Source organism: Corallococcus terminator (assembly GCF_003611635.1).
Lineage (GTDB): Bacteria > Myxococcota > Myxococcia > Myxococcales > Myxococcaceae > Corallococcus > Corallococcus terminator.
Window position 1 is genome coordinate 1 of record NZ_RAVZ01000091.1, and the last position, 20,103, is coordinate 20,103.

At 69.8% G+C, this 20,103-nt stretch carries 18 protein-coding genes; 8 read left to right on the plus strand and 10 right to left on the minus strand.

Annotated features, from left to right (window positions below; translation table 11 throughout):
• Together D7V88_RS15280 and D7V88_RS15285 are read right to left on the minus strand one after the other, a co-directional pair.
• Positions 1 to 553: cyclic di-GMP-binding domain-containing protein, MshE-related (locus tag D7V88_RS15280; RefSeq protein WP_120541376.1), on the minus strand; the 553-nt coding region annotated here is incomplete at its 3' end.
• Positions 554 to 612: 59 nt separating this feature from the next.
• Positions 613 to 1,440, minus strand: a complete 828-nt coding sequence (locus D7V88_RS15285) for a DUF4292 domain-containing protein (RefSeq protein ID WP_120541377.1) — start codon at positions 1,438 to 1,440, stop codon at positions 613 to 615.
• Between the two features lie 42 nt (positions 1,441 to 1,482).
• On the opposite strand from D7V88_RS15285, the gene D7V88_RS15290 reads away from it, so the two are divergent.
• Both D7V88_RS15290 and D7V88_RS15295 read left to right on the plus strand, forming a co-directional pair.
• On the plus strand, positions 1,483 to 2,214 hold the full coding sequence (locus D7V88_RS15290) for a MotA/TolQ/ExbB proton channel family protein (RefSeq protein WP_120541378.1): 732 nt from the start codon (positions 1,483 to 1,485) through the stop codon (positions 2,212 to 2,214).
• Positions 2,215 to 2,232: 18 nt separating this feature from the next.
• A complete protein-coding gene (locus D7V88_RS15295) occupies positions 2,233 to 2,688 on the plus strand; it encodes an ExbD/TolR family protein (protein WP_120541379.1) in 456 nt (151 codons plus the stop codon).
• Between the two features lie 97 nt (positions 2,689 to 2,785).
• On the opposite strand, the gene D7V88_RS15300 is transcribed toward D7V88_RS15295, so the two are convergent.
• The 4 genes from D7V88_RS15300 to D7V88_RS15315 all read right to left on the minus strand — a co-directional run bounded on the left by D7V88_RS15300 (position 2,786) and on the right by D7V88_RS15315 (position 6,974).
• The gene (locus D7V88_RS15300) at positions 2,786 to 4,630 is read right to left on the minus strand and encodes an acyl-CoA dehydrogenase (RefSeq protein WP_120541380.1); all 1,845 of its coding nucleotides are present in this window, start codon (positions 4,628 to 4,630) and stop codon (positions 2,786 to 2,788) included.
• 177 nt (positions 4,631 to 4,807) lie between these two features.
• Positions 4,808 to 5,503, minus strand: coding sequence for a MaoC family dehydratase (locus D7V88_RS15305; RefSeq protein ID WP_120541381.1), 696 nt, complete (start codon positions 5,501 to 5,503; stop codon positions 4,808 to 4,810).
• A complete protein-coding gene (locus D7V88_RS15310) occupies positions 5,503 to 5,952 on the minus strand; it encodes a MaoC family dehydratase N-terminal domain-containing protein (RefSeq protein ID WP_120537878.1) in 450 nt (149 codons plus the stop codon). Before D7V88_RS15310 ends, D7V88_RS15305 begins: the two co-directional genes overlap by 1 nt.
• 20 nt (positions 5,953 to 5,972) lie before the next feature.
• Entirely contained in the window at positions 5,973 to 6,974 is a 1,002-nt protein-coding gene (locus D7V88_RS15315) for an NAD(P)H-dependent amine dehydrogenase family protein (RefSeq protein ID WP_120541382.1), read from the minus strand.
• 246 nt (positions 6,975 to 7,220) lie between these two features.
• Here D7V88_RS15315 and D7V88_RS15320 point away from each other — a divergent pair, with 246 nt between their 5' ends.
• Positions 7,221 to 8,342, plus strand: a complete 1,122-nt coding sequence (locus tag D7V88_RS15320) for an HD domain-containing phosphohydrolase (protein ID WP_120541383.1) — start codon at positions 7,221 to 7,223, stop codon at positions 8,340 to 8,342.
• 15 nt (positions 8,343 to 8,357) lie between these two features.
• Here the strand turns inward: D7V88_RS15320 and D7V88_RS15325 are convergent, their stop codons facing one another.
• Positions 8,358 to 10,487: a peptidylprolyl isomerase gene (locus D7V88_RS15325; RefSeq protein ID WP_120541384.1), complete on the minus strand. Its 2,130-nt coding sequence runs from the start codon at positions 10,485 to 10,487 to the stop codon at positions 8,358 to 8,360.
• A 59-nt stretch (positions 10,488 to 10,546) separates the two neighbouring features.
• Here D7V88_RS15325 and D7V88_RS15330 point away from each other — a divergent pair, with 59 nt between their 5' ends.
• The 4 genes from D7V88_RS15330 to D7V88_RS15345 all read left to right on the plus strand — a co-directional run bounded on the left by D7V88_RS15330 (position 10,547) and on the right by D7V88_RS15345 (position 16,873).
• Positions 10,547 to 11,536 (plus strand): hypothetical protein, encoded by a 990-nt coding sequence (locus D7V88_RS15330; RefSeq protein ID WP_244238167.1) that lies wholly within the window; start codon positions 10,547 to 10,549, stop codon positions 11,534 to 11,536.
• 75 nt (positions 11,537 to 11,611) lie between these two features.
• Positions 11,612 to 12,547 (plus strand): AAA family ATPase, encoded by a 936-nt coding sequence (locus tag D7V88_RS15335; protein WP_120541385.1) that lies wholly within the window; start codon positions 11,612 to 11,614, stop codon positions 12,545 to 12,547.
• The gene (locus tag D7V88_RS15340) at positions 12,544 to 13,872 is read left to right on the plus strand and encodes a DUF58 domain-containing protein (protein ID WP_120541386.1); all 1,329 of its coding nucleotides are present in this window, start codon (positions 12,544 to 12,546) and stop codon (positions 13,870 to 13,872) included. Before D7V88_RS15335 ends, D7V88_RS15340 begins: the two co-directional genes overlap by 4 nt.
• A gap of 253 nt (positions 13,873 to 14,125) precedes the next feature.
• Positions 14,126 to 16,873, plus strand: coding sequence for an SNF2-related protein (locus D7V88_RS15345; protein WP_120541387.1), 2,748 nt, complete (start codon positions 14,126 to 14,128; stop codon positions 16,871 to 16,873).
• Between the two features lies 1 nt (position 16,874).
• Here D7V88_RS15345 and D7V88_RS15350 read toward each other — a convergent pair whose 3' ends face one another.
• The 3 genes from D7V88_RS15350 to D7V88_RS15360 are packed head-to-tail and all read right to left on the minus strand — an operon-like array spanning position 16,875 to position 18,548.
• Complete coding sequence (locus D7V88_RS15350) at positions 16,875 to 17,207, minus strand: Smr/MutS family protein (RefSeq protein WP_120541388.1); 333 nt, start codon at positions 17,205 to 17,207, stop codon at positions 16,875 to 16,877.
• Positions 17,146 to 17,451 carry a hypothetical protein gene (locus tag D7V88_RS15355; RefSeq protein ID WP_120541389.1) on the minus strand — a complete coding sequence of 102 codons (306 nt, stop codon included), beginning with the start codon at positions 17,449 to 17,451 and terminating at the stop codon, positions 17,146 to 17,148. The genes D7V88_RS15350 and D7V88_RS15355 overlap by 62 nt, the downstream gene beginning before the upstream one ends.
• A 38-nt stretch (positions 17,452 to 17,489) precedes the next feature.
• Positions 17,490 to 18,548 (minus strand): DUF72 domain-containing protein, encoded by a 1,059-nt coding sequence (locus D7V88_RS15360; protein ID WP_120541390.1) that lies wholly within the window; start codon positions 18,546 to 18,548, stop codon positions 17,490 to 17,492.
• A 537-nt stretch (positions 18,549 to 19,085) separates the two neighbouring features.
• Here D7V88_RS15360 and D7V88_RS15365 point away from each other — a divergent pair.
• Positions 19,086 to 20,000 (plus strand): PAS and helix-turn-helix domain-containing protein, encoded by a 915-nt coding sequence (locus tag D7V88_RS15365; RefSeq protein WP_147448750.1) that lies wholly within the window; start codon positions 19,086 to 19,088, stop codon positions 19,998 to 20,000.
• The last annotated feature ends 103 nt before the right edge of the window (positions 20,001 to 20,103 follow it).

Here is a 20,103-nt window from a genome sequence, read left to right on the forward strand (position 1 = left end):
GGGCGGGCGCGGTGGCGGCGGCGCCGGCCGCCTCCAGGTCCTTGAGGTTCTTCACGACGGTGCGCCCCTGGGCGTCCACCACCTTGAAGTTCGTGTCCGCGTCCTCCAGCTCCGCGGACTCCTCGTAGAGGCGCGCGAACGCCCGCGCCACCGACGTGCGCCCGGCCACGTTGGCCACGATGCGGCACTTGGACAGGGCCCTCAGCTCGTCGAGCACCCGCACGTTGAGCGGGTCCGACATGGCCACCACCAGCGTCTTGCCGTCGTCGCGAAGCTGGAGCGGCACGACGGAGAAGTCGCGCGCCGTCTGCGAGGGAATCTTCGCCTTCACGTGCGGCGGAACCATCTGCACGGCGTCCAGGTTCACCGCCGGCATGCCCAACTGCTTCGACAGGGCGCGCACGAGGATGTCCTCGGAGACGAGGTTCATGCGGACGAGGATCTCGCCCAGCTTCCCGCCCCACTTGGCCTGCTCGGCGAGCGCCGCCTTGAGCTGGCTCTCCTGCAGGACGTTCGCCTTGATCAGCAGTTCTCCGAGCTTGATCTGTGCCATGTCGTGCGCGTCAGTGTACCCGACTTGGGCCGGTACGCTGCCTTTCGACGCCTGGAAGCTCAGGAACCCGGCGCTGGGGGCGGTGGCGACACCGCGCCCCCACCCAGCTCCCGGCCCCGCTCGTCCACGTCCACCACCTTCGCGCCCTCCGGGGCCGTCAGCTCGTAGAGCGTCAGGTCCGGCCGGCCGTTGAGGGTGATCTCCGTGTAGCGCAGCTCCAGCTTCGTGTCCGCCTGGGACGCCGTGAGGATGACCTTGCCGGGGAAGAGCAGCTCGCCGCGCTGCTTGAAGTCCTCGAACGCCAGGTCGTAGCCCGGCACGCCCCGGACCTCGCTTTTCACCACCCGCAGGTGCCGGGGATCCACGCGGAGTGTCTGTGTGGCCGCGCCCCGCACCAGCGTGAGCACGTACACGCGCTCCTTCTCATCCAGCGCCAGGGTCATGGACTCCGGGGGCAGGAGGGGGACCTGGCCCAGCATGACGGCCACCAATTCCTCGCTCGGCAGCACGATGGGCAGGAAGCGGGACACGTTCTCCGGGCTGGAGGGGCCCTGGTAGTAGGTGTTGCCCTGCGCCTGGTAGACGCCGAAGCGTGTCCCGTCGGACACGAGCGAGGCGACCGGGCGGTTGAAGAAGTCGTACGTCTCCAGGTGGATGAGGCCCGGGCGGGTGATGGAGAGGAAGGTGGAGAGCGTTCCACTGCCCTGGGGGGAGTCCACGCGCAGCTTGGAGTCGCCCTCCAGGGTAACCACCTGACCCTGCCGCTCCTGCACATGCTGGTAGAGCGTCTGGGCGTCCTCGATGCGGCCCTCCGGACCGAACTCGAGGCGTTTGGGGCAGGCCGAACAGAGGAGGGCCAGGAAGATTGCGGCGGCTGCGCGGTTCATATGTCCTAGTGTGAGCCAGGGCTCCCTGCCCGGTCATCAACCATGAGCCTGAACGATCTACTTCATTACCTTCGCCTGGGCGGCGTCACCCTCGCCCTCCTCCTGGGCGCCTCCGTGGTGGCCCTGGGCGTGGCCATCGAAAGGCTCATCGCCCTCTGGGGCGTGAGCGAGCGGTCCCGCAACCTGGGCGAAATCGTCCACAAGCACCTCCTGCGCGGGGACGTGGCCGCGGCCCGTACCGCCGCCGAGCGCTCCGACGCGGTGGCCGCCGACATCTTCCTCGCGGGCTTCGACCGCTGGGAGCGAAGCCGCGCCAGTGGCGGCAATGGCATCGAGTCCGCCGTGGAGCGCGAGCGCGCCCAGGTGGGCCTCAAGCTCAGGCGCAACCTGTGGCTGCTCGCCACCATCGGTTCGACGACGCCCTTCGTGGGCCTCTTCGGCACCGTGGCCGGCATCATGCGCTCCTTCAAGGACCTGGGCGTGGACGTGGAGGCCGGCGGCACCGGCGGCTCCGCGGCCGTGATGACGGGCATCTCCGAGGCGCTCGTCGCCACCGCCGTGGGCATCCTCGTCGCCGTGCAGGCGATGGTCTTCTACAACTACTTCCAGGCCCGGCTCTCCCGCGTGCTCGTGGAGCTGCGCCTCCTGGGAGACGAGTTCTCCGAGCTGCTCAAGGAGCGCGCCACCGGAGTGGTGCTGCCAGAGCCGCCCCCCTCGCGCGAGCCGTCCACCCCACCCGCCACACGTCCGGATCCGCAGCCCGCCTCGTCCTGACAGGAGAGAACGTCCACCATGGCCATGGGAAAGACGCCGGGCTCCTCCGACGACGAAGGCGACAGCGCGGGCTTCGCGGAGATCAACATCACGCCGCTCACGGACGTGATGCTGGTGCTGCTCATCATCTTCATGGTGACCAGCACCGTCATCACCCAGCAAGGCCCGGGCGGCGGCACCAAGACGGGCCTGAAGGTGAACCTGCCCAAGGGCGGCTCCGCGGACGTCACCGCGCGCACCACGGACATCTCCGTGGCGGTGCTGGCGGACGGCCGCTTCGTGCTCGCGGGCAACGTCGTCGCGGAGGCGGAGTTGAAGCAGGCCTTCGACAAGGCCAAGGAGCAGAACCCCGACACCGTGGTCATCGTGCAGGCGGACGAAGGCGTGTCCCACGGCACCGTGGTGCAGGTGATGGAGCTGGCGAAGCAGGCCGGCCTGGGGCAGCTCGCCATCGGCGTGCGCGAAGGCAACTAGCCTCCGCTTCCTGCCTCACCCAAGCGAAAGACAAAGGCCCCCCGGCACGGATGCCGGAGGGCCTTTTTCACTTTTCAGCGCGTGGTGCGGCGACCGACTAGACGGACGCGAACGCCGCGTCGGTGATGTCCATCGGGGACGTGTCCTCGGTGGCGATGAGGCGCGCGGCGTACTCCACGTTGGGCAGCACGTTGCGCGCGTACCAGAGGGCGCTGAACTTCTTGCCGTCGTAGAACGCCTTGTCCGGGTGGTCCGCGGCCACGGAGGCGGACGCCTTCTCCGCGATGACGGCCGCGTCCAAGAGCAGCCAGCCCACGGCCACTTCCGACATCATGTTGAGGAAGCGGTTGGCGGACAGCGGGATGAGCGGGAAGCGGCCCTGGTCCTGCGACCAGCCGAACAGCGCCATCGCGCTGGACATCAGGCCTTCCTGCGCGCCGGCCAGCGTCTTCACGGCCTCGCCCAGCACGGGGTGCTCACGGTGCGCTTCGACGAAGCTGCCGACATCGCCCATGAACTGCTGGAAGTGCGCACCACCGGCCTGGCCCATCTTGCGGCCGACGAGGTCCATGGCCTGGATGTGGTTGGTGCCCTCGTAGATGGAGAAGATCTTCGAGTCGCGCGTGTACTGCTCCACCGGGTAGTCCTGGATGTAGCCGGCGCCGCCGTACACCTGGATGGCCTGCGCGCACAGGCGGAAGGCCTGGTCGGAGCCGTAGGACTTCACCAGCGGCGTCAGCACCTCCACCTGGCCCTTGTGGTAGCTGGCCGCGTCATCGTCCTTGCCGGCGAGCTGCCGCGCCTTGTCCAGATGCATGGCCAGCTTGATGATCAGCGAACGGATGCCCTCCACGTGCGCCTTGATCTCCAGCAGCATGCGGCGGACGTCCGGGTGCTCGATGATGGCGGCGCGGGGCGCGGACGGGTCCTTCCACTTGGTGAAGTGGGAGCCCTGCTTGCGGTCCTTCGCGTAGTCCAGCGCGTTGTAGTACGCAGCCGACGCGAGGCTCACGCCCTGGATGCCCACGGCGATGCGCGCGCCGTTCATCATCTTGAACATCTGGCTCATGCCGACGTGTTCAACGGTCCCGACGAGCTCGCCCAGACACGCGTCGTTCTCACCGAAGTTGAGGACACAGGTGGCCGAACCGTTGATGCCCATCTTGTGCTCGATGGACGCCACGGTGACGTCGTTGGGCTTGCCCGCGGAGCCGTCCTCGTTGATGCGCAGCTTGGGGACGATGAACAGCGACAGGCCCTTGGTGCCGGCCGGAGCGCCGTCCACGCGCGCGAGCACCAGGTGGATGATGTTGCCGGCCATGTCGTGGTCGCCGCCGGAGATGAAGATCTTCGTGCCCCGGATGCTGTACGTGCCGTCCGCGTTGCGGCGCGCGGTGGACTTGGCCGCGCCCACGTCGGAGCCGGCGTGCGGCTCCGTGAGGCACATGGTGCCGCCCCACGTTCCGTTGAGCATGCGCTCCACGAACTGCTTCTGCTGCGCGGGCGTGCCGCACTCGGCGATGACTTCCGCCGCGCCGAACGCCAGGCCCGGGTACATGTTGAAGGCCGAGTTGGCGCCGGAGAGGATCTCCTCCACCGTCACCTGGAGCATCATCGGCGCGCCCTGGCCGCCGTGGTCCGGGCTCACGCCCACCGTCTTGAAGCCCTGCTCATAGAGCTTCACCCACGCGTCCTTGAAGCCCGTCGGCGTGAAGACGGAGCCATTCTCCACCCGGCAACCCTCGCGGTCGCCCACCGAGTTGAGGGGCCCCAGCACCTCGCGCGCGAAGAGGTACGTCGCATCGAGCACCGCCTTCGCCTCGTCCGACCCCCAGGCGTCGAAGGGTGCCTGACCCGCGATCTGGCCGAAGCCGAACTGCTCGAACAGCGTGAAGAAGATCTCTCGAAGGTCGGTCTTGTAGGTGTTGATGCCGGCGGACATGGCCACTCCTGCGTGGGGGCTCGCTGCCCCCTCCCGTTTGGCGGGAAGGGGTCAACGGCCCATCTAACGACAGGAAGTGTGGCGTCGGCTGATTTTTGAGTCAACCCTGAATGACACCCCGCGTTGAGCAGCGGTCGAAGCCGCCCTTCTCGAACGCGGGACCTGCGCTGTAAACGCCTACTTCTTGGCCTTCTTCGCGGCCGGGAGGGAGGCCGTCTTGGCGGCGGGCTTCTCCCGGGGGGCGGTCTTCTTGGACGAGGCGCCAGTCCGGGGCTCGTCTGAGTCCTCGTCCTCGTCGCCTTCTTCCTCGGGGGCGGTGGGCGCACTGGAGGAAGAGGCGGCCTCCGAGGTCGAGGCCTGGGGGGCCTGGACGACCAGGCTCTCGCGGGGCACTTCCACCACGATGGGGGACTGGCCGGAGCGCTGCCGGTTCTCGTCCTCCAGGGAGTAGAAGAGCTGGATCTGCGAGCCGCCCTTCATGACGAGCTCGCCCTTCTGGTTCTCCGCCCAGAGGTCGATTTCGACGAAGTACCGGCCGCCGGAGCCGTGGCGGTCGCTCACCCGGCCCTTGCAGACCACGGTGTCGCCCGGCCACACCATCTTGATGAAGCGGACGTTGTAGCGCCGAAGCTGGCCACCGCGCGCCCAGTCGCTGATGAGCTGGCCGAGCATGCCCATGACGAGCATGCCCGGGGCGTAGACGGACGGCATGCCCACGCTCTTGGCGTACAGCTCGTCCACGTGGACCGGGTTGTAGTCGCCGGAGGCGCCTGCGTACCGGGACAACTGCACGCGATCCACCGGGGCCTTGGCCAGCGCCGGAAGCTCGTCACCGACGCGGATGGATTCGAAGTAGAGCTTGCGCGCGGGCATCAAACGTTCTCCTTGGCGGCCCGGACGACGAGCGTGCGGCGGGCGCGGAAGACGAGGTTGCCCTCCTCGTCACGGCCTTCGTCCTCGATGACCGCGATGTCCATCTTCCCGGACATGTTGGGTCGCTCGAAGACGTCCGAGACGCGGGTGGACACGTAGATGCGGTCCCCCGCGAAGATGGGCCGCTCGTAGTCAAACCCCTGTTCCGCGTGCAGCAGGCTCTTGATGCCCACCCCCAGCAGCTCCCTCAGGTCCGCGGCGGAATGGAACGACGCGGGAAACGTGGGCGGCGCGACGATGGTGGGGTAGCCCGACGCGCGAGCGTACTCCTCGTCGTAGTAGATGGGATTGTAATCGCCAATCGCCTCGGCGAAGCGCCGGATGGCGCCCTTCTCCACCTCGTTGAGCGTCGGCGGCGAGGCGCGGCCAATCGCATTCTTGTCCAGCATTTCCCTCTCCTGATGAGTCTTCAGCGTCCTGCCGGAAGCTCGAGCACCGTCAGGAGCCCTGCTTCCGCGGCCGTCAATCGTGGCGCGGCATTCACCAGCGCGTTCGCGGTGGCCCGGTCGCCCGCCACTCCCCCCGGGATTTCCAGCACCAGTCTGGGGTCCGCGTCGATTTCGATGCGGTCCCTTGGATCTTCCGCCCCCACCGCGATGGTCAGCTCCAGGCGCACCCGCTCCTGACCCTCCTCCAAACCCACCACGGACTGGAACATGCCCGCGACGCGGCCTTTCTTCACCACAAATGCGCCGCCGGTGATGTCCTCCTCGGCGAACACGGGCGCGACCTCCTCCTCGAAGTCGTCGCAGTCCAGGCCCAGGCCCAGCGCCGCCAGCGCCGCGGATTCAACCAGGCCCACGTGGCCCAGCTCCTCGCGATCCACCAGGTCGAAGAACTCCTCCTCCGTCAGGCCGGCGCCCACCTTGCGCTGGAGGGCTTCACGCCGCGTGCGCGCGTCCACCACCCGGCTCACCGTCGCCTTGCGCACCGGGCCGCACACCTGCCCCGCCGTGGCCACCAGCCGATCCAACACGAAGCCCGGGTTCACGCCGGTGCCCACGATGGCGACGCCCGCCTTCTGCGCCGCGCGCTCCAGCTTTTCCGCCAGCTCCGGGTACTTGAGGTACGGGAACGCCAGCTCCTCGCAGGTGCTCGCCACCGGGAGGCCCAGCTTCAAGGCCTCCATCAACTGGTCCATCACCTGCGCGAGCCGCGAGCTGGTGGCGTGCAGCACCACCACGCCCTTGCGGCGTCCCACCGCGCGCTCCAGCGATTCGGAGATCTTGAAGCGCGGTCCTGCCTGCCCCAGCACGTCGCCCAGCGGGCGTCCCACCAGCGTGGGCTGCGGATCCACCGCGCCGATGAGTTCCACTTCCTGGGAGGAAAGGGCCGCCTTGGCAATCTCCTGCCCGATGAACCCCAGCCCCATCACCACGACCGGCACTGGCCCATCAGGGGCTTTAGCCATCGGAAATTGCTCCCGAATTCCAAGGGGTTACAAGCACTTACGGCGGGTAGGAACACACCATAGAACACGCTTCCGCAGGCAGGCAAGCGTGACGTGGAGTCCGGCGACCCCGGGTTTCAGGGAATCTTCAAGAATTCCGGCACTTTACCGACACTGGAAAGCTTGGGGGGGCCTGTCTGCCTGCCCTCGAACCCGCTATAAGACTTTGAGAATAACGCAGCCCACTCGCTCGGAGCGTACGGACCCATGGCTCGAATCCTCGTGGTGGACGACGACGTGCTGATCCTCGCCGCGCTGTCCCGAATCCTCCATGCGGAAGGTTACGAGGTCGTGACGCACAGCGATCCGGTGCTGGCGGCGCGCGAGCAGGGCTTCGACGTGGTGCTGACGGACTTCATGATGCCGTACCTCAACGGCATCGAGCTGCTGGCGGCGCTCCGGGAGAAGAATCCACGGGCGGTGCGGCTGATGTTGACCGCGGCGGCGGACTTCAAGACGGCGTCGGAGGCGGTGAACCGGGGCGAGGTGTTCCGCCTGCTGGGCAAGCCGTGGGCGTTGAGCGAGCTGACGAGCAGCGTGCGGCAGGCCGTGGAGCACCGCCGGCTGGTGGAGGCCAACGAGCGGCTGACGCGCGAGGTGGCGGACAAGAACGAGGAGCTGCTGGAGGTAAACCAGGACCTGGAGCGCCGGGTCATCGAGCGCACCGCGGGCTTGCTGGACGGACTCATCAGCGCGCTGGACTACCGGGACACGGAGACGCAGTGGCATTCGCGGCGCGTGTCGCTGTACGCGCGGCGGCTGGCGCAGGAGATCGGCCTCACCGGCCCGGCGCTGGACGTGGTGGAACAGGGCGCGCTGTTGCACGACATCGGGAAGATTGGCGTTCGCGACTCCATCCTGCTCAAGCCCGGCCCGCTGACGCCGGACGAGTGGGTGGAGATGAAGCAGCACCCGGAGTTCGGCTACCGGATGCTGGCGAAGATGCCCTACCTGCACGAGGCGGCGCTCATCGTCCTTCAGCACCAGGAGCGCTGGGACGGCAAGGGCTACCCGCTGGGGCTCAAGGGCGAGGACATCGTCGTGGGCGCGCGCATCTTCTGTCTCGTGGACACGCTGGATGCCATCACCTCCGACCGCCCCTACCGCAAGGGCCGCCCCATGAGCGTGGCGCGCGACGAGGTGCGCCGCTGCGCGGGCACGCAGTTCGATCCGGCGCTCGCGGAGGCCTTCCTCAACCTGCCGGAGACGGAGTGGGCCCGCATCCGCCGCGAGGTGGAGGTGATGGAGGAGGCGGAGAACCGCCGCTGGAACAGCGGGCAGCTCAACGCCCACGGAGAGACGGAGCCCGCGCGCGCCAGCGGGGCCTGAGGCGGTCCAGTCCTGCTACGGAGCGCGGGTGCCGACGAGGACGTCGTCGATGACCGTGCCCTCCAGCAGCGCATCGACGGTGTCCATGCCGGCGACGACCTCGCCGAACACCGTGTAGCGGCCGTCCAGGTGTGGCTGCGGCGCGTGGGTGAAGAAGAACTGGCTGCCGCCGGTGTCCTTGCCCGACAGCGCCATGCCCACGACACCGCGCGTGTACGGCCTGCGCGTCATCTCACAGCGGATGGAGTGTCCCGGGCCGCCCTCCCCGTCCCCTCGCGGATCTCCGCCCTGCGCGACGAAGTCCGGCACCACGCGGTGGAAGGTGATGCCCCGGAAGTAGCCCTGCTTCGCGAGCGCCACCAGGTTGCCTCCCGTGAGCGGCGCATCGCGCTCCAGGAGGACGGTGATGTCCCCCTTGCGCGTGCGCAGCGTGAGCGTCGTGCCCGGCGGCGCGGGCGGCGGCCGGTAGGTGCCCGCAGGCAGCTCCACGCGGACGGAGCGGACCGCGGCGCCCGTCAGCGCCGTGAGGGATTCGGCGGCGACGCGGCGCACGTTGGCGTGCGGATGATTGAGCCACTCGCGCAGACGGGGCTCGGCCGCCCTTCCCTGCAACGCGACGAGCGCGCCCGCCACCGACTCCGCGAGGTCCGGCTCCCGGGGCACCCGCGCCGCCAGGGCCTCCACCATGGGCAGCGCTTCGGTGTCGTGCAGCTTGCCCGCCGTGGACGCGGCGAGCCCCGCGACCACCGCGTCGTCTCCCGCGATGAGGGCTCGCACCGGCGCTTTGGCCTGCGGCACCGGACGCTCGGACAGTGCATCCAACGCCGCGCCGCGCACCAGGGGACTCGCGTGGTCCAGCAGCGGCACCGCGAAGGCCGCTCCGGACGCCGGGGCGTCCTTGTTCGGCGATGACGATGCAGGGAGCACCGGGATGAACTTCGCCACCTCGTGCAGGCCCAGGGACAGGCGCAGGGGTTCGGACACGCGGCCGAAGCCGCACCCGTGAACCTGCTTCAGCACACCGAGCTGCCGATCCATCGCCGCCGCGACCCGGCAGTCCAGCCACGCGAGGTCCGCGTGCGCCTCCTCGGACGTGGCGACACGGTCGGCCTCCGCCAGTCCGCTCCGGAGGCGGATCCACAGGGGCTGACCGCGCACCGGAAGGCCCTGCTGCGCCGCCGCCAGCAGCGGATGCCCCCACGCCCCGTGCCCCGAGGCCACCTGCTTCACCTGCGACTCCAGCAGGGCCAGTGCGACCAGCGGAGGACACCCGGGTCCCTCATCGCCCTGGCACTTCACCGCCCACTTCGCCAGGGCCCGCGCCGCCTCCGCCGCCACGCGGGGCGTCGCATCCGAGAGCAATGGCGCCAGCACCGGGACATCCGCGACGCCACCCACGTCTCCCAGGCCCTTCGCACAGAGGGCCCGCACGTCCGGATCCGCGTCGCCCACACAACCGCCCAGCGCGGGCACCGCCTCCGGGCGCTTCGCCGTCGCCAGCAGGTAGGCCCCGCCGTAGCGCACGGCCTGGGGACGCGCGGGCTCCGTCAGCGCCACCATCGTCGCCAGCGGAACCCGGGCCACCAGCGGCGCCCCGGCCTTGCGCGCCGCCACGCCCAGGGCCTTCGCCGCGGGCCCGGCCCACGCACCGTCGGGCGGTGACAGGCGCGCCGTCAGCACCTCCACCGCGCCGGGCGTGGCCAGTTTTCCCAGCGACTCCAGCAGCGTGGTCCGCACCGTGGGCTCGGACTCGGTGGATTCAGCCTTCGTCAGCGCTTCGCTCAGCGCCGTCCGGGCATCTTCCGGCAGGGGCTCCCACGACAGCGCCAGCTCCCCCGCCGCGAAGGCCGCTTCGTCACGCACCGTCGCGTCCGGGGCCGTCAGCCCGGCCCGCACCGCGTCCAGCGTCGTCACATCCTGGATGCGTCCCAGTGCACGCAGGGCCCGGCCGCGAACCACCGGGTCCGGGGCCGCCGTGGCGAGCCGCACGAGCTCGCCTCCCCCCAACGAGCGGCGATCCTCCCAGTCCGCGATCCGCTCCAGGACCGGGTCCGGGCGCCCTCCCACGTCGGGCGGTGGCACCGCGCGCGCACACGCGGTCAACAGGAGGAGGCCAGTGGACACGGCGGCGGGCAGGCGGGCCATGTCCGGAGGGGGTAGGTCAATTTCCCGCGAAAATCCAGGGGTTATGGCGCTGAACGGGTTTGACAGCCGCTCGCGAGGGCCGGGAAGATGCCGGGCCGTTCCCCCCTCCCGGAGCACCGGCCCTGAACTGCCCAGGCTGCAAGAGCAAGGTCGCGGACGACACCGCGATCTGCCCCGAATGCGACTACATCATCGACAAGTCCTTCCTCGCGGGTTCCGAGGAAGAGTCCGGGGGTGACGCGAGCACCGGGGTCGGGCCGCAGCCCAAGGCGCGTCCCTCCGCGCCGGTGCCGCGCGCACGTCCCGCACCGACCCGTTCCAAGCCGGGCAGCCGGGCCACGCCTCCGCCGAGCGATGACTCCACCAACGTGCGGAGCATGGACGACATCGCCAAGGAGCGCGCGCAGCGTCCCCCCACCCGGAGCACGCCCGCCGCGAAGCCCGCGCCCTCGCGCGGCACGGCCGCCCGCCGCGCGGCGGCCCCCGTGGCCCGCGACGAGGACGACCCGGATTCCGGCGCCGACGGTGGCGCGGCGGATCCCTGGGCCCGTGACAACAGCCGCGACGGCTTCCGCTCGCCCATCGAGGATCCCGAGGTCCTGCTGGCCGACGCGCGCAACTTCCTGGGGGAGCTGGAGGGCGCGGATCGCATCGCCTTCTGGGGCGCGGCGCTGGTGGTGCTCTCCTGCTTCATGCCGTGGAAGGAGACGGCCGCGGACGGAGACTACCTGGGCCTCATCAGCCTGGGCTTCATCTCGTTCCTCTTCGCCGTCTCGACGATGGTGTTCGTCGGCATCCGCGTGCGCAACGTCATGGCCTGGGTGAATCCCATGCTGCCGTGGGGCGCGCAGACGGCGAGCAGCGTCGTCTGCCTCGTCTGGTCGCTCATCTTCCTGAAGATCTCCTCGGACACCAACCTGGTGCCGTCGCCGCTCGGCAACTCGGAGATGATGATCTCCTCACCGAGCATCGGCTGTTTCCTGGGCATCCTCGGCGCGGTGGTGGCGCTGCTCGGAAGCCTGATGGGCCTGCGTCGCCCACAGGAGTAGCCGTCGGTCCACGTCCCGGCGGCGAGGATTTCGCTGCCGTGCCGGCCGGGAGGCGGGCTACCGTCGCCGGCCACCATGTCCGACGCCACGCCCCTCTCCCGCCTCCTCGATGCGCTGGGCTCGGCCGTCGTGGGCCAGCCCCGCGTCCTGGCCGACCTGGTGACGGCCTTCCTCGCCCGGGGCCATGTGCTGCTGGAGGGCGTCCCCGGCGTCGCCAAGACGCTCACCGCGCGCAGCATGGCCGGCGCCCTGGGGCTGTCCTTCTCCCGCGTGCAGTTCACGCCGGACCTGATGCCCGCGGACATCCTGGGCACCAACATCTTCCAGCCCCAGTCCCAGTCCTTCCGCCTGATGAAGGGCCCCGTCTTCACGGAGGTGCTGGTCGCGGATGAGATCAACCGCACCCCGCCCAAGACGCAGGCGGCGCTGCTGGAGGCCATGGAGGAGCGGCAGGTCACCATCGACGGTGTCACCCACCCGCTGCCGCCCCACTTCTTCGTCGTCGCCACGCAGAACCCGCTGGAGCTGGAGGGCACCTATCCCCTCCCCGAGGCCCAGCTCGACCGCTTCCTCATGCGCGTGCGCGTGGGTTATCCGGACGCGGACTCGGAGACGTCACTGCTGCGCGCCTACCACCAGCGCGAGGGCAAGCCGCCCGGCGTCTCCCGCGTGCTGGATGCGGCCACACTGATGGAGTTGCAGGACCGCGCGGCCCGCGTCGCGTGCGACGACTCCATCCTCCAGTACGTCGTGCAGTTGGTGCGCGACACCCGGGCCCACCCGCGCGTGCGACTGGGCGCGAGCCCTCGCGCGGCACAGGCCCTGCTCGCGGCGTCCAAGGCGCACGCGGCGCTCAAGGGCACCGACTTCGTCACGCCGGACGACGTGAAGGCCGTGGCCTCCAGCGTCCTCAACCACCGCCTGCTGCTCAAGGCGGAGGCGGAGGTGGAGGGCGTCACCACGGACGACGTCCTCCGGCAGATGCTCGAACGGGTGCGAGTGCCCCGGTGAGCGTCGGGCGTCCCGTCCCCACCGGCCTCGCCGTCGCGCTGTTCGCCGGGGCGCTCGTGCCCGCGGCGCTCGCGGTGGCGAGCCCCGCCTTCGGGTGGCTGGCGCTCGCGGTGGACGTGGCCGTCCTCCTCTTGTGCGCCGTGGACTTCGTTCGCGCGCCGCGCGCCGCCGACATCGAAGCGCACCGGGAGGTGGAGCCCATCCTCTCCTCCGGCGTGGACAACCCCGTGCGCTGGGTGCTGCACGCACGCACCGATAGCGCCATGCGCGGAGAGCTGCGCGACGAGCCGCCCCTGGACGTGGAGAGCCACGGCCACCGGCAGCCCTTCTCGCTGGAAGCCGGAGCACCGCCCACGCGCCTCATGTACCGCGTGCGTCCTCCCTCCCGGGGCGATGCGAGATTCGGGGACGTGCACCTGCGCCTGTTGGGGCCACTGGGCCTGTGCTCGCGGCAGGTGCGCCTGCCCGCGTCCCGCGACGTGAAGGTGTATCCGGACCTGAGCGCCCTCTCGCGCGAAGCGCTCACGCTGGCGCGGGCAGCGGAGGCCGTGTCCGCGCGCACGCAGCGCCGCAAGGCCATGGAAGGCCGCGAGTTCGAATCCCTGCGCGAATACCGCCCCGGCGACGACTTCCGCCACATCGACTGGAAGTCCTCCGCGCGCCACGGCCACACGCTGGTGCGCACGTGGCAGCCGGAGCGCCACCAGCCCGTGCTGCTGCTCCTGGACTGCGGCCGTCACATGGCGGGCCGGGTGCAGGGACGAAGGAAGCTGGACCACGCGGTGGACGCGGCGCTGCGCCTTGCGCGCGTGAGCCTGGACGCGGGCGACGTGGTGGGCGTCGTGGCCTTCGCCAGCGACGTGCGCTCCTTCCTCCCCCCGCGCAAGGGCGCCGAACACCTGCGCCTCATCACCGAATCCCTCTACCGCGCCGAGGCCGGCCTGGAGGAGAGCGACTACGGCCGCGCGTTCGACTTCGCCTTCGCGCGCCAGACGCGCCGCGCGCTGGTGGTGCTCTTCACCGACCTGGTGGATCCGGACGCGTCCGCCACGCTCCTCACGCGCACGCTGGCCCTCAGGCCCCGGCACCTGCCCGTCGTCGCGTCGCTCCTGGACGAGGACCTGGAGGCCGCCGCCACCGACGTGCCCGGCGACGCGACCGCCGCCTACGCGCGTCAGGCCGCCCAGCGCATGGAGGCCGAATACCGCCGCACCGCCACCACGCTGCGCGACGCCGGAGCCCTGGTGGTGCGCGCGCCGGCACGCGCTTTCGGGGCCGCGGCGCTCAACATGTACCTGGACGTGAAGGCGCGCGGACAGCTCTGAAACACACGCGGGTTCGTGGAGCGCGCCGGACGCATTCGTCAAGACCTTTGGACATGCGTCGGAACATTTCACCGCACGCATGAGGGCACGCGAAAACACTTCGCCGGACAGCGTGCTTGCCAATCGCGCGGAGGCCGAGTTTTCGGCCTCGCGGAGGACCCCCTTTACAGATGCGGATCGCTCAAGAGAATGGCGCGCCTCAAACGTCCGCGCACGTGCGCGAGCGCTTCAAACCACGGATGGGAGGCGGGACTTGGCGGAGGTCGCGAGGGGTTTGAGGGTGCAGGTGGAGGCGGACGCCGCGGCGGTCGCCGCCCGCGCAGCCGAAGAGCTGGTGGCGGCGGCGCTGACGCCCTTCCACGAGCGGCTGCTGGCGGAGGAGCTGCTCGCGCGCAGCGGTGACACGCAGCAGCGGCTGGCCAACGCCCTGTCCGAAGCGAAGGTGGACCTGAACCCCCACCAGGTCGAAGCCGCGATGTTCGCGATGGACGCCCTGTCGCGCGGCGGCTGCATGCTCGCGGACGAGGTGGGCCTGGGGAAGACCATCGAGGCGGGCCTCGTCGTGGCCCAGCTCATGGCCGAGGGCAAGAACCGCATCCTCATCCTGGCGCCCGCGGTGCTGCGCGCGCAGTGGAATGCGGAACTGCGCGAGAAGTTCGACCTGGACAGCGTGCTGGTGGACGGCCGCAACGTGCGCCCCCACAACAACTGCTTCGACCAGCCCTTCCCCGTCATCTGCTCGCACCCGTTCGCCGCCAACCGCGTGAACCTGCTGGCGGAGATTCCCTGGGACCTGGTCATCATCGACGAGGCCCACCGGCTGCGGAACGCGCACCGGCCCAACAACAAGATGGGTCAGGCGCTGCGCGCGGGACTCGCGGGCCGGCCCAAGCTGCTGCTCACCGCCACGCCGCTCCAGAACAACCTGATGGAGCTGTTCGGCCTGATGTCGCTCTTGGACGAGCAGATCCTCGGGCCCGAGCACGCCTTCCGCAGCCGCTACCGCGCGGACGAAGGCGGCGGCATGACGGAGGCCGCCGCCTGCGAGCTCAAGGAGCGGCTGGCCCCGGTGGTGCAACGCACGCTGCGCCGTCAGGTGCGCGAATACGTGCGCTACACCAACCGGCGCAGCATCGTGGAGGACTTCAACCCGTCCCCCGAGGAGCACGACCTCTACGAGAAGGTCAGCGAGTACCTCCAGCGCTCCGAAGTGGCGGCCATCGAGCCGGGCAAGAAGACGCTGCTGACGCTGTGCTACCGGAAGCTGCTGGCCTCCTCCACGTTCGCCATCGCGCCCACACTGCGCAAGCTGTCGGAGAACCTCCAGAAGCGCCTGGAGGCGGCGCGGTTGGGCCAGCAGGCCCTGGCGCTCTTCGAGCCGGAAGAGGCCAAGCAGTTCGTGGAGGAAGGCGAGGAGTGGTCCGACGACCCCGCCAAGGCCCCCGCGGTGCGCACGCTGGAGCAGGAGGTCTGGGAGCTGCGGCAGTACGCGGACCTCGCGGACTCCATCCGGATCAACGCCAAGGGTGAGGCGCTCAAGCGCGCCCTGGATCGCACCTTCGCGGTGATGCGCACGCACAGTTGGCCGGAGAAGGCGCTCATCTTCACCGAGTCCAAGCGCACGCAGCAGTACCTGTTCAACCTGCTGTCGGAGCACGGCTACCAGGACAAGATCTCGCTCCTGTCCGGGGACTCGGGCAGTTCGCCCGAGGAGCGCCGGGCCCTGGTGGACGACTTCCGCAACCGCACGCAGATCCTCATCTGCACGGAAGCCGGCGCGGAGGGCCTGAACCTCCAGTTCTGCAACCTGGTCGTGAACTACGACCTGCCGTGGAACCCGCAGCGCGTGGAGCAGCGGATCGGCCGCTGCCACCGCTACGGCCAGCAGCGCGACGTGCTGGTGGTGAACTTCCTCAACCGGCAGAACGCGGCGGATGCGCGCCTGTTCGAGCTGTTGGAGAAGAAGCTCAACCTCTTCGACGGCGTCTTCGGCGCGTCGGATGAAATCCTGGGCGCGCTGGAGAGCGGCGTCGACTTCGAGCGGCGCGTGCTGGACATCTACCAGTCCTGCCGCAACCCGGCCGACATCAACATCGCCTTCGACAAGCTGCGCGAGGAGCTGGAAGGCGCCATCACCCAGCGCATGACGGAGATGAAGTCCGTGGTGCTGGAGCGCTTCGACGGCGACGTGCGCCGCCGCCTGCGCGTGGCCGGCGACCAGGCCAAGGAGGTCGTGGCCCGTCGCCAGCAGGAAGCGAGAGCCCTCACCGGCTCCGTGCTGGGCAGCCGCACCTCCGGACGGCTCCAGGTGGCCAAGGCCGCCTATGCCGTGCGCGACCGCACCCAGGACGCTGTCAGCTACCTGCAACTGGACGCGGCGAGCCTGCCGTCCCGGCTGGCGCGGCTGGCCGGCTGCGAGGGCTGGTGGTTCGCCTACAAGTTCGAGATCACCGGCCTCAAGCCGGAAGAGAAGCTGGTGCACCTGGTGCTGGTGAAGGACCGGGACGGCGGCTTCCGGGCCCTGCCGCTGACGGACGGGGTCCACTTCACGAAGCTCGAAGCCAAGGAAGAGAAGCGCCGGCAGCCCGCCCCGGTGTCCGTGCAGCTCATGCAGGAGCAGTCGCTGATGACGGCCAAGGATGAGCTCATCCGGGCCGCCGAGCGCCGCAATGCCCTGGAGCTGGACAAGTCCCGCGAGCGCGCGGACCGCTACGTCGAGGACTGCCTGATGGAGTCGCGCGAGGTGGTGGAGGCCGCGCGGCAGACGTGGATCGACGCGCGCAAGGAAGTCGCGGGCGTGGACGACACCGCGGAGCGCGCGAAGGCGCGGGCGCACTCGGACCGGATGGAGCGCGAGTACCGCCGCAAGCTGGCGTCGCTGCGCAACGAGGAGGAGAAGCGCTACGCGGCCAAGGACCGTCAGATGGCGGAGCTGGCCCAGAAGGGGCGCGTGACGGAGAAGCGCACCCTCATCGCCTCCGCGTACTTCTGGCTGTCGTGAGTTAGAGCGGCTTGAGCCGCACCCACGTCGCGCCCCAGCCTCCGTCGCCTTCCGAGGCGCTCCGGAAGCTGTCCACCTCCGCCAGCGTGGGCAACAGGGACTGCACGGTGCGCCGCAGCGCGCCCGTGCCCTTGCCGTGGATGATGCGCACGTCGAGCACACCCTTCTGCCGGCACGCCCAGAGGTACTCGGTGACGAGTTCCTTCACTTCACGGGGCTGGAAGAGATGCAGGTCGAGGTTGCCATCGACCGGGATTTCTACCGCTTCGCCCTCATCGGGCGGTGGCTCCGGTCCCTCCGGAGGCAGTGACAGGGGGGGTCTTCGCCGGGACACCGTAGCGGGCCTCCTCCTGGCGCTTCTTCTCTTCAGCCGCCAGACGCTGCTTTTCGCGCGCGACCCTGAACTCTTCCTTCAGGCTGGTGATTTCCCCCTTGAGGGAGGAAACCTCCTTCGTCACGGCGCCCTTCTCATCGCCACCGGCGTCCTGCACATGCTTGCCTGCCCGCTTCTCCTCCGCGCCGGCACCTCCGGCGGAAGTCATGTGCATCAGCAGGACACCCAGGGTCATCGCCTTCATGGGCTTTCACGTAAGCAAGCGCCGTGCTCGCGCGCAAGTCATGTCGCGTGAGCAACGCTTCGCTGCCCGCCCTCCTCCTTGTGTGACACGACGCGTTCCGCGAGCCGGATGGCTGACAAGGGAGCGCTCCCTTCCGCCTTGTTGTTGATGGTCACGAAGACGGGCCGCTCGCGCCGCACCGCCGCCATGCACACCCGCGCCAGCACATCGCGGGTGCCAACATCTTCGTCCACCAACTTGTTGAAGGGGGCGTAGCGGGCGCGTGCTTCCTCGTAGCCCAGGTTTGGCGGCAGCATCCACCGCACCACCACAGCGCGGGACTCGAAGGCGCGCGTGAGCTTCGCCTGGCGCGCGACGGGCGGCATGTGGGCCCAGACCGCGAGCACGGGGCTCACTCCGGTGTCCGCGAGCGCCTGGGCGAAGCCCTCCGTCAGCAGCTCCTCGTTGCGCACCTCCACCGCGTACAGCGGTCCCCTGGGCAGCGCGGAGAAGAAGCCGTGCAGCCGCTCCACGAAGCGCGCCGGGCCGCCGAGCGAGGCGGGGTCCTGCGGGGGGAACTGGAAGACGAGCGGGCCGGCCTTGTCGCCCAGCCCCTCCAGGAAGGGCCCCACGACGTGGTCCATCGCGTAGGCGGCCTGGAGGAAGCGGTCGTTCACCTGCCCTCGGTGCGCGCCGTAGCGCTCGTGCACGGGGAAGCGCGCCAGCGTGCAGGCCTCGTGGGCCTTCACGAGGAAGCGGAAGCCGTCCGGCACCTGCTGGGCGTACTCGGCGAAGGCGGTGGCGGGCACGGGCGCGTAGAACGTCCGGTCGATGCCCACCGTGCGCAGCACCGGGTGGTGCGCGTAGGCGCCCAGGCCCTCCTTCGCGAGCTGCGTCGTGCTGGCCTCGTGGTCGTAGACGAGCCCCGTCCACCCCGGGAAGGTCCACGACGACGTGCCCAGGTAGACGCCCTGGGGCAGTTGCTCGCCCAGGACCCGAAGGTCGTCGGACACCGGGGCCGGGGCCAGCGGCTGGGTGCGGCGGCGGGAGGACACGGGGGCTTCCTCGAGCGCACCGGTGAAGAGGTCGAACTGGGCGGGTCGTCGCGAGGCGCTCATGCAGTCAGCTCCCTTCCTACGGAGGTCCGGGTGGGTCCCTGGGAGTAATCCCCAAGGCCACACAATGCAGGAGGTTGCCTCGAATCGAGGTGACGTTCCAGGTTTCCGGCATGCCTACCAGCCGGTCGAGCCCCGAAGGGACCTGAAGGCCGCTTCCAGGTGGGCCGGGGTGGCGCTTTCCGTTCCCCGGCGCGAAGCCGATGAAGACAACCCCTCCGACAATCCGCGCGGTGATTTCATGCGCCATGGGCGTGGCGCCTTGTCTGGGATTGAGGCAGGCCCCCGCCGCCTCATGCCAGGACGAAGGTCCGCTGCGGTGGCCCCACTCCTCACCCTCCCGGCCGAGACGAAGGACGGAGCAGGTACGGTTCAAGGTGCCCCGCCCGGCGGCATGACTCAATCCGCAGGGTTGGTGGGTTGGCACACGACCTCCACCCTCCTGCGAAGCCAGTCGTTTCAGGGTAAGCTCATGAAACCTTTGAAGCCCTTCATTCCACTGGAAAAGTGGACTGGGGTTGCAATGGGCGGGGGGTCACCTTGGATTGGTCACTGACGGCATCCCTGCTGGCGGAGCGGGATGGGCGCCCCATTGTCGTGATGGACCGGCGGGGGCGCATCGAGCTGGCCAATGGAGCGCTCACGTCGCTCCTGGGACGCCCTCGTGAGGAGCTGCTGGGCCGTCGCTGGACGGACGTGTGCACGCCGCGAGAACAGGGCCGGGAGGTGGGACAGGCGCTGCGCGCGGTCTTCACCAGCGCCGAGCACCGGCTGGAGACCGAGGTGCTGACGCGCGAAGGTGAGCGATTGGCGGTGGAGCTGGATGTCGCGGCGGTGGGCCGGCCTCCCTTGCGGCTGGTCTGCATCGTCACCCGCGCCGGCCCTCCTTTGCCCGTGCCGCGGCGTGCGGTGGTCCATGGAGAGCCCGGCCAGGGCCTGGGCCTGAGCTATGAAATCTCCACCGAGCTGGCGACGTTCGGGACGCTCAAGGCGGTCTGGCGCGCGGGCCATCCGGAGCACGAGGACATGGTGGGACGCCCGTGCTTCGGCGCGTTCGCCCACCGCGACACGCCCTGTCAGGACTGTCCGCTGACGGCGGTGTCGCCCACGTCCTGGCCCCACACCATCGTCCGACAGGCCTCCACGGTCAGCGAGGGCTTCGAGGTCGTCACCGCCACCCCGACGAGCGCCGGCACCGCGCACGTCAGCGTGCACACGATTGGGGACTCCACGCTCACAGGCCTCTTCGAGGCCAAGGTGCGAAGGCTGGCCCAGGCCGCGCGGCTGTCGGAGCGCGAAGGCGATGTCTTGCGTTACCTCGCGCTCGGCCGCTCCCCCACCGACATCTCGACCGTGCTCGGGATTACCGAGCGCACCGTAAAATTCCATCAGGCCAATCTGTTGCGGAAGTTGGGCGCGGAAACACGGTTTGACCTGCTTCGCCTGTTCTTCTGACCAGGGCACCTTCCCCGCGGGACAGCTTTCGCGTTTCTGGCATTGCGACATGCTGTCGGTTCGACTCCGGAGTCATGCGGGTCGGGGGGGCCGTTGCCCATGG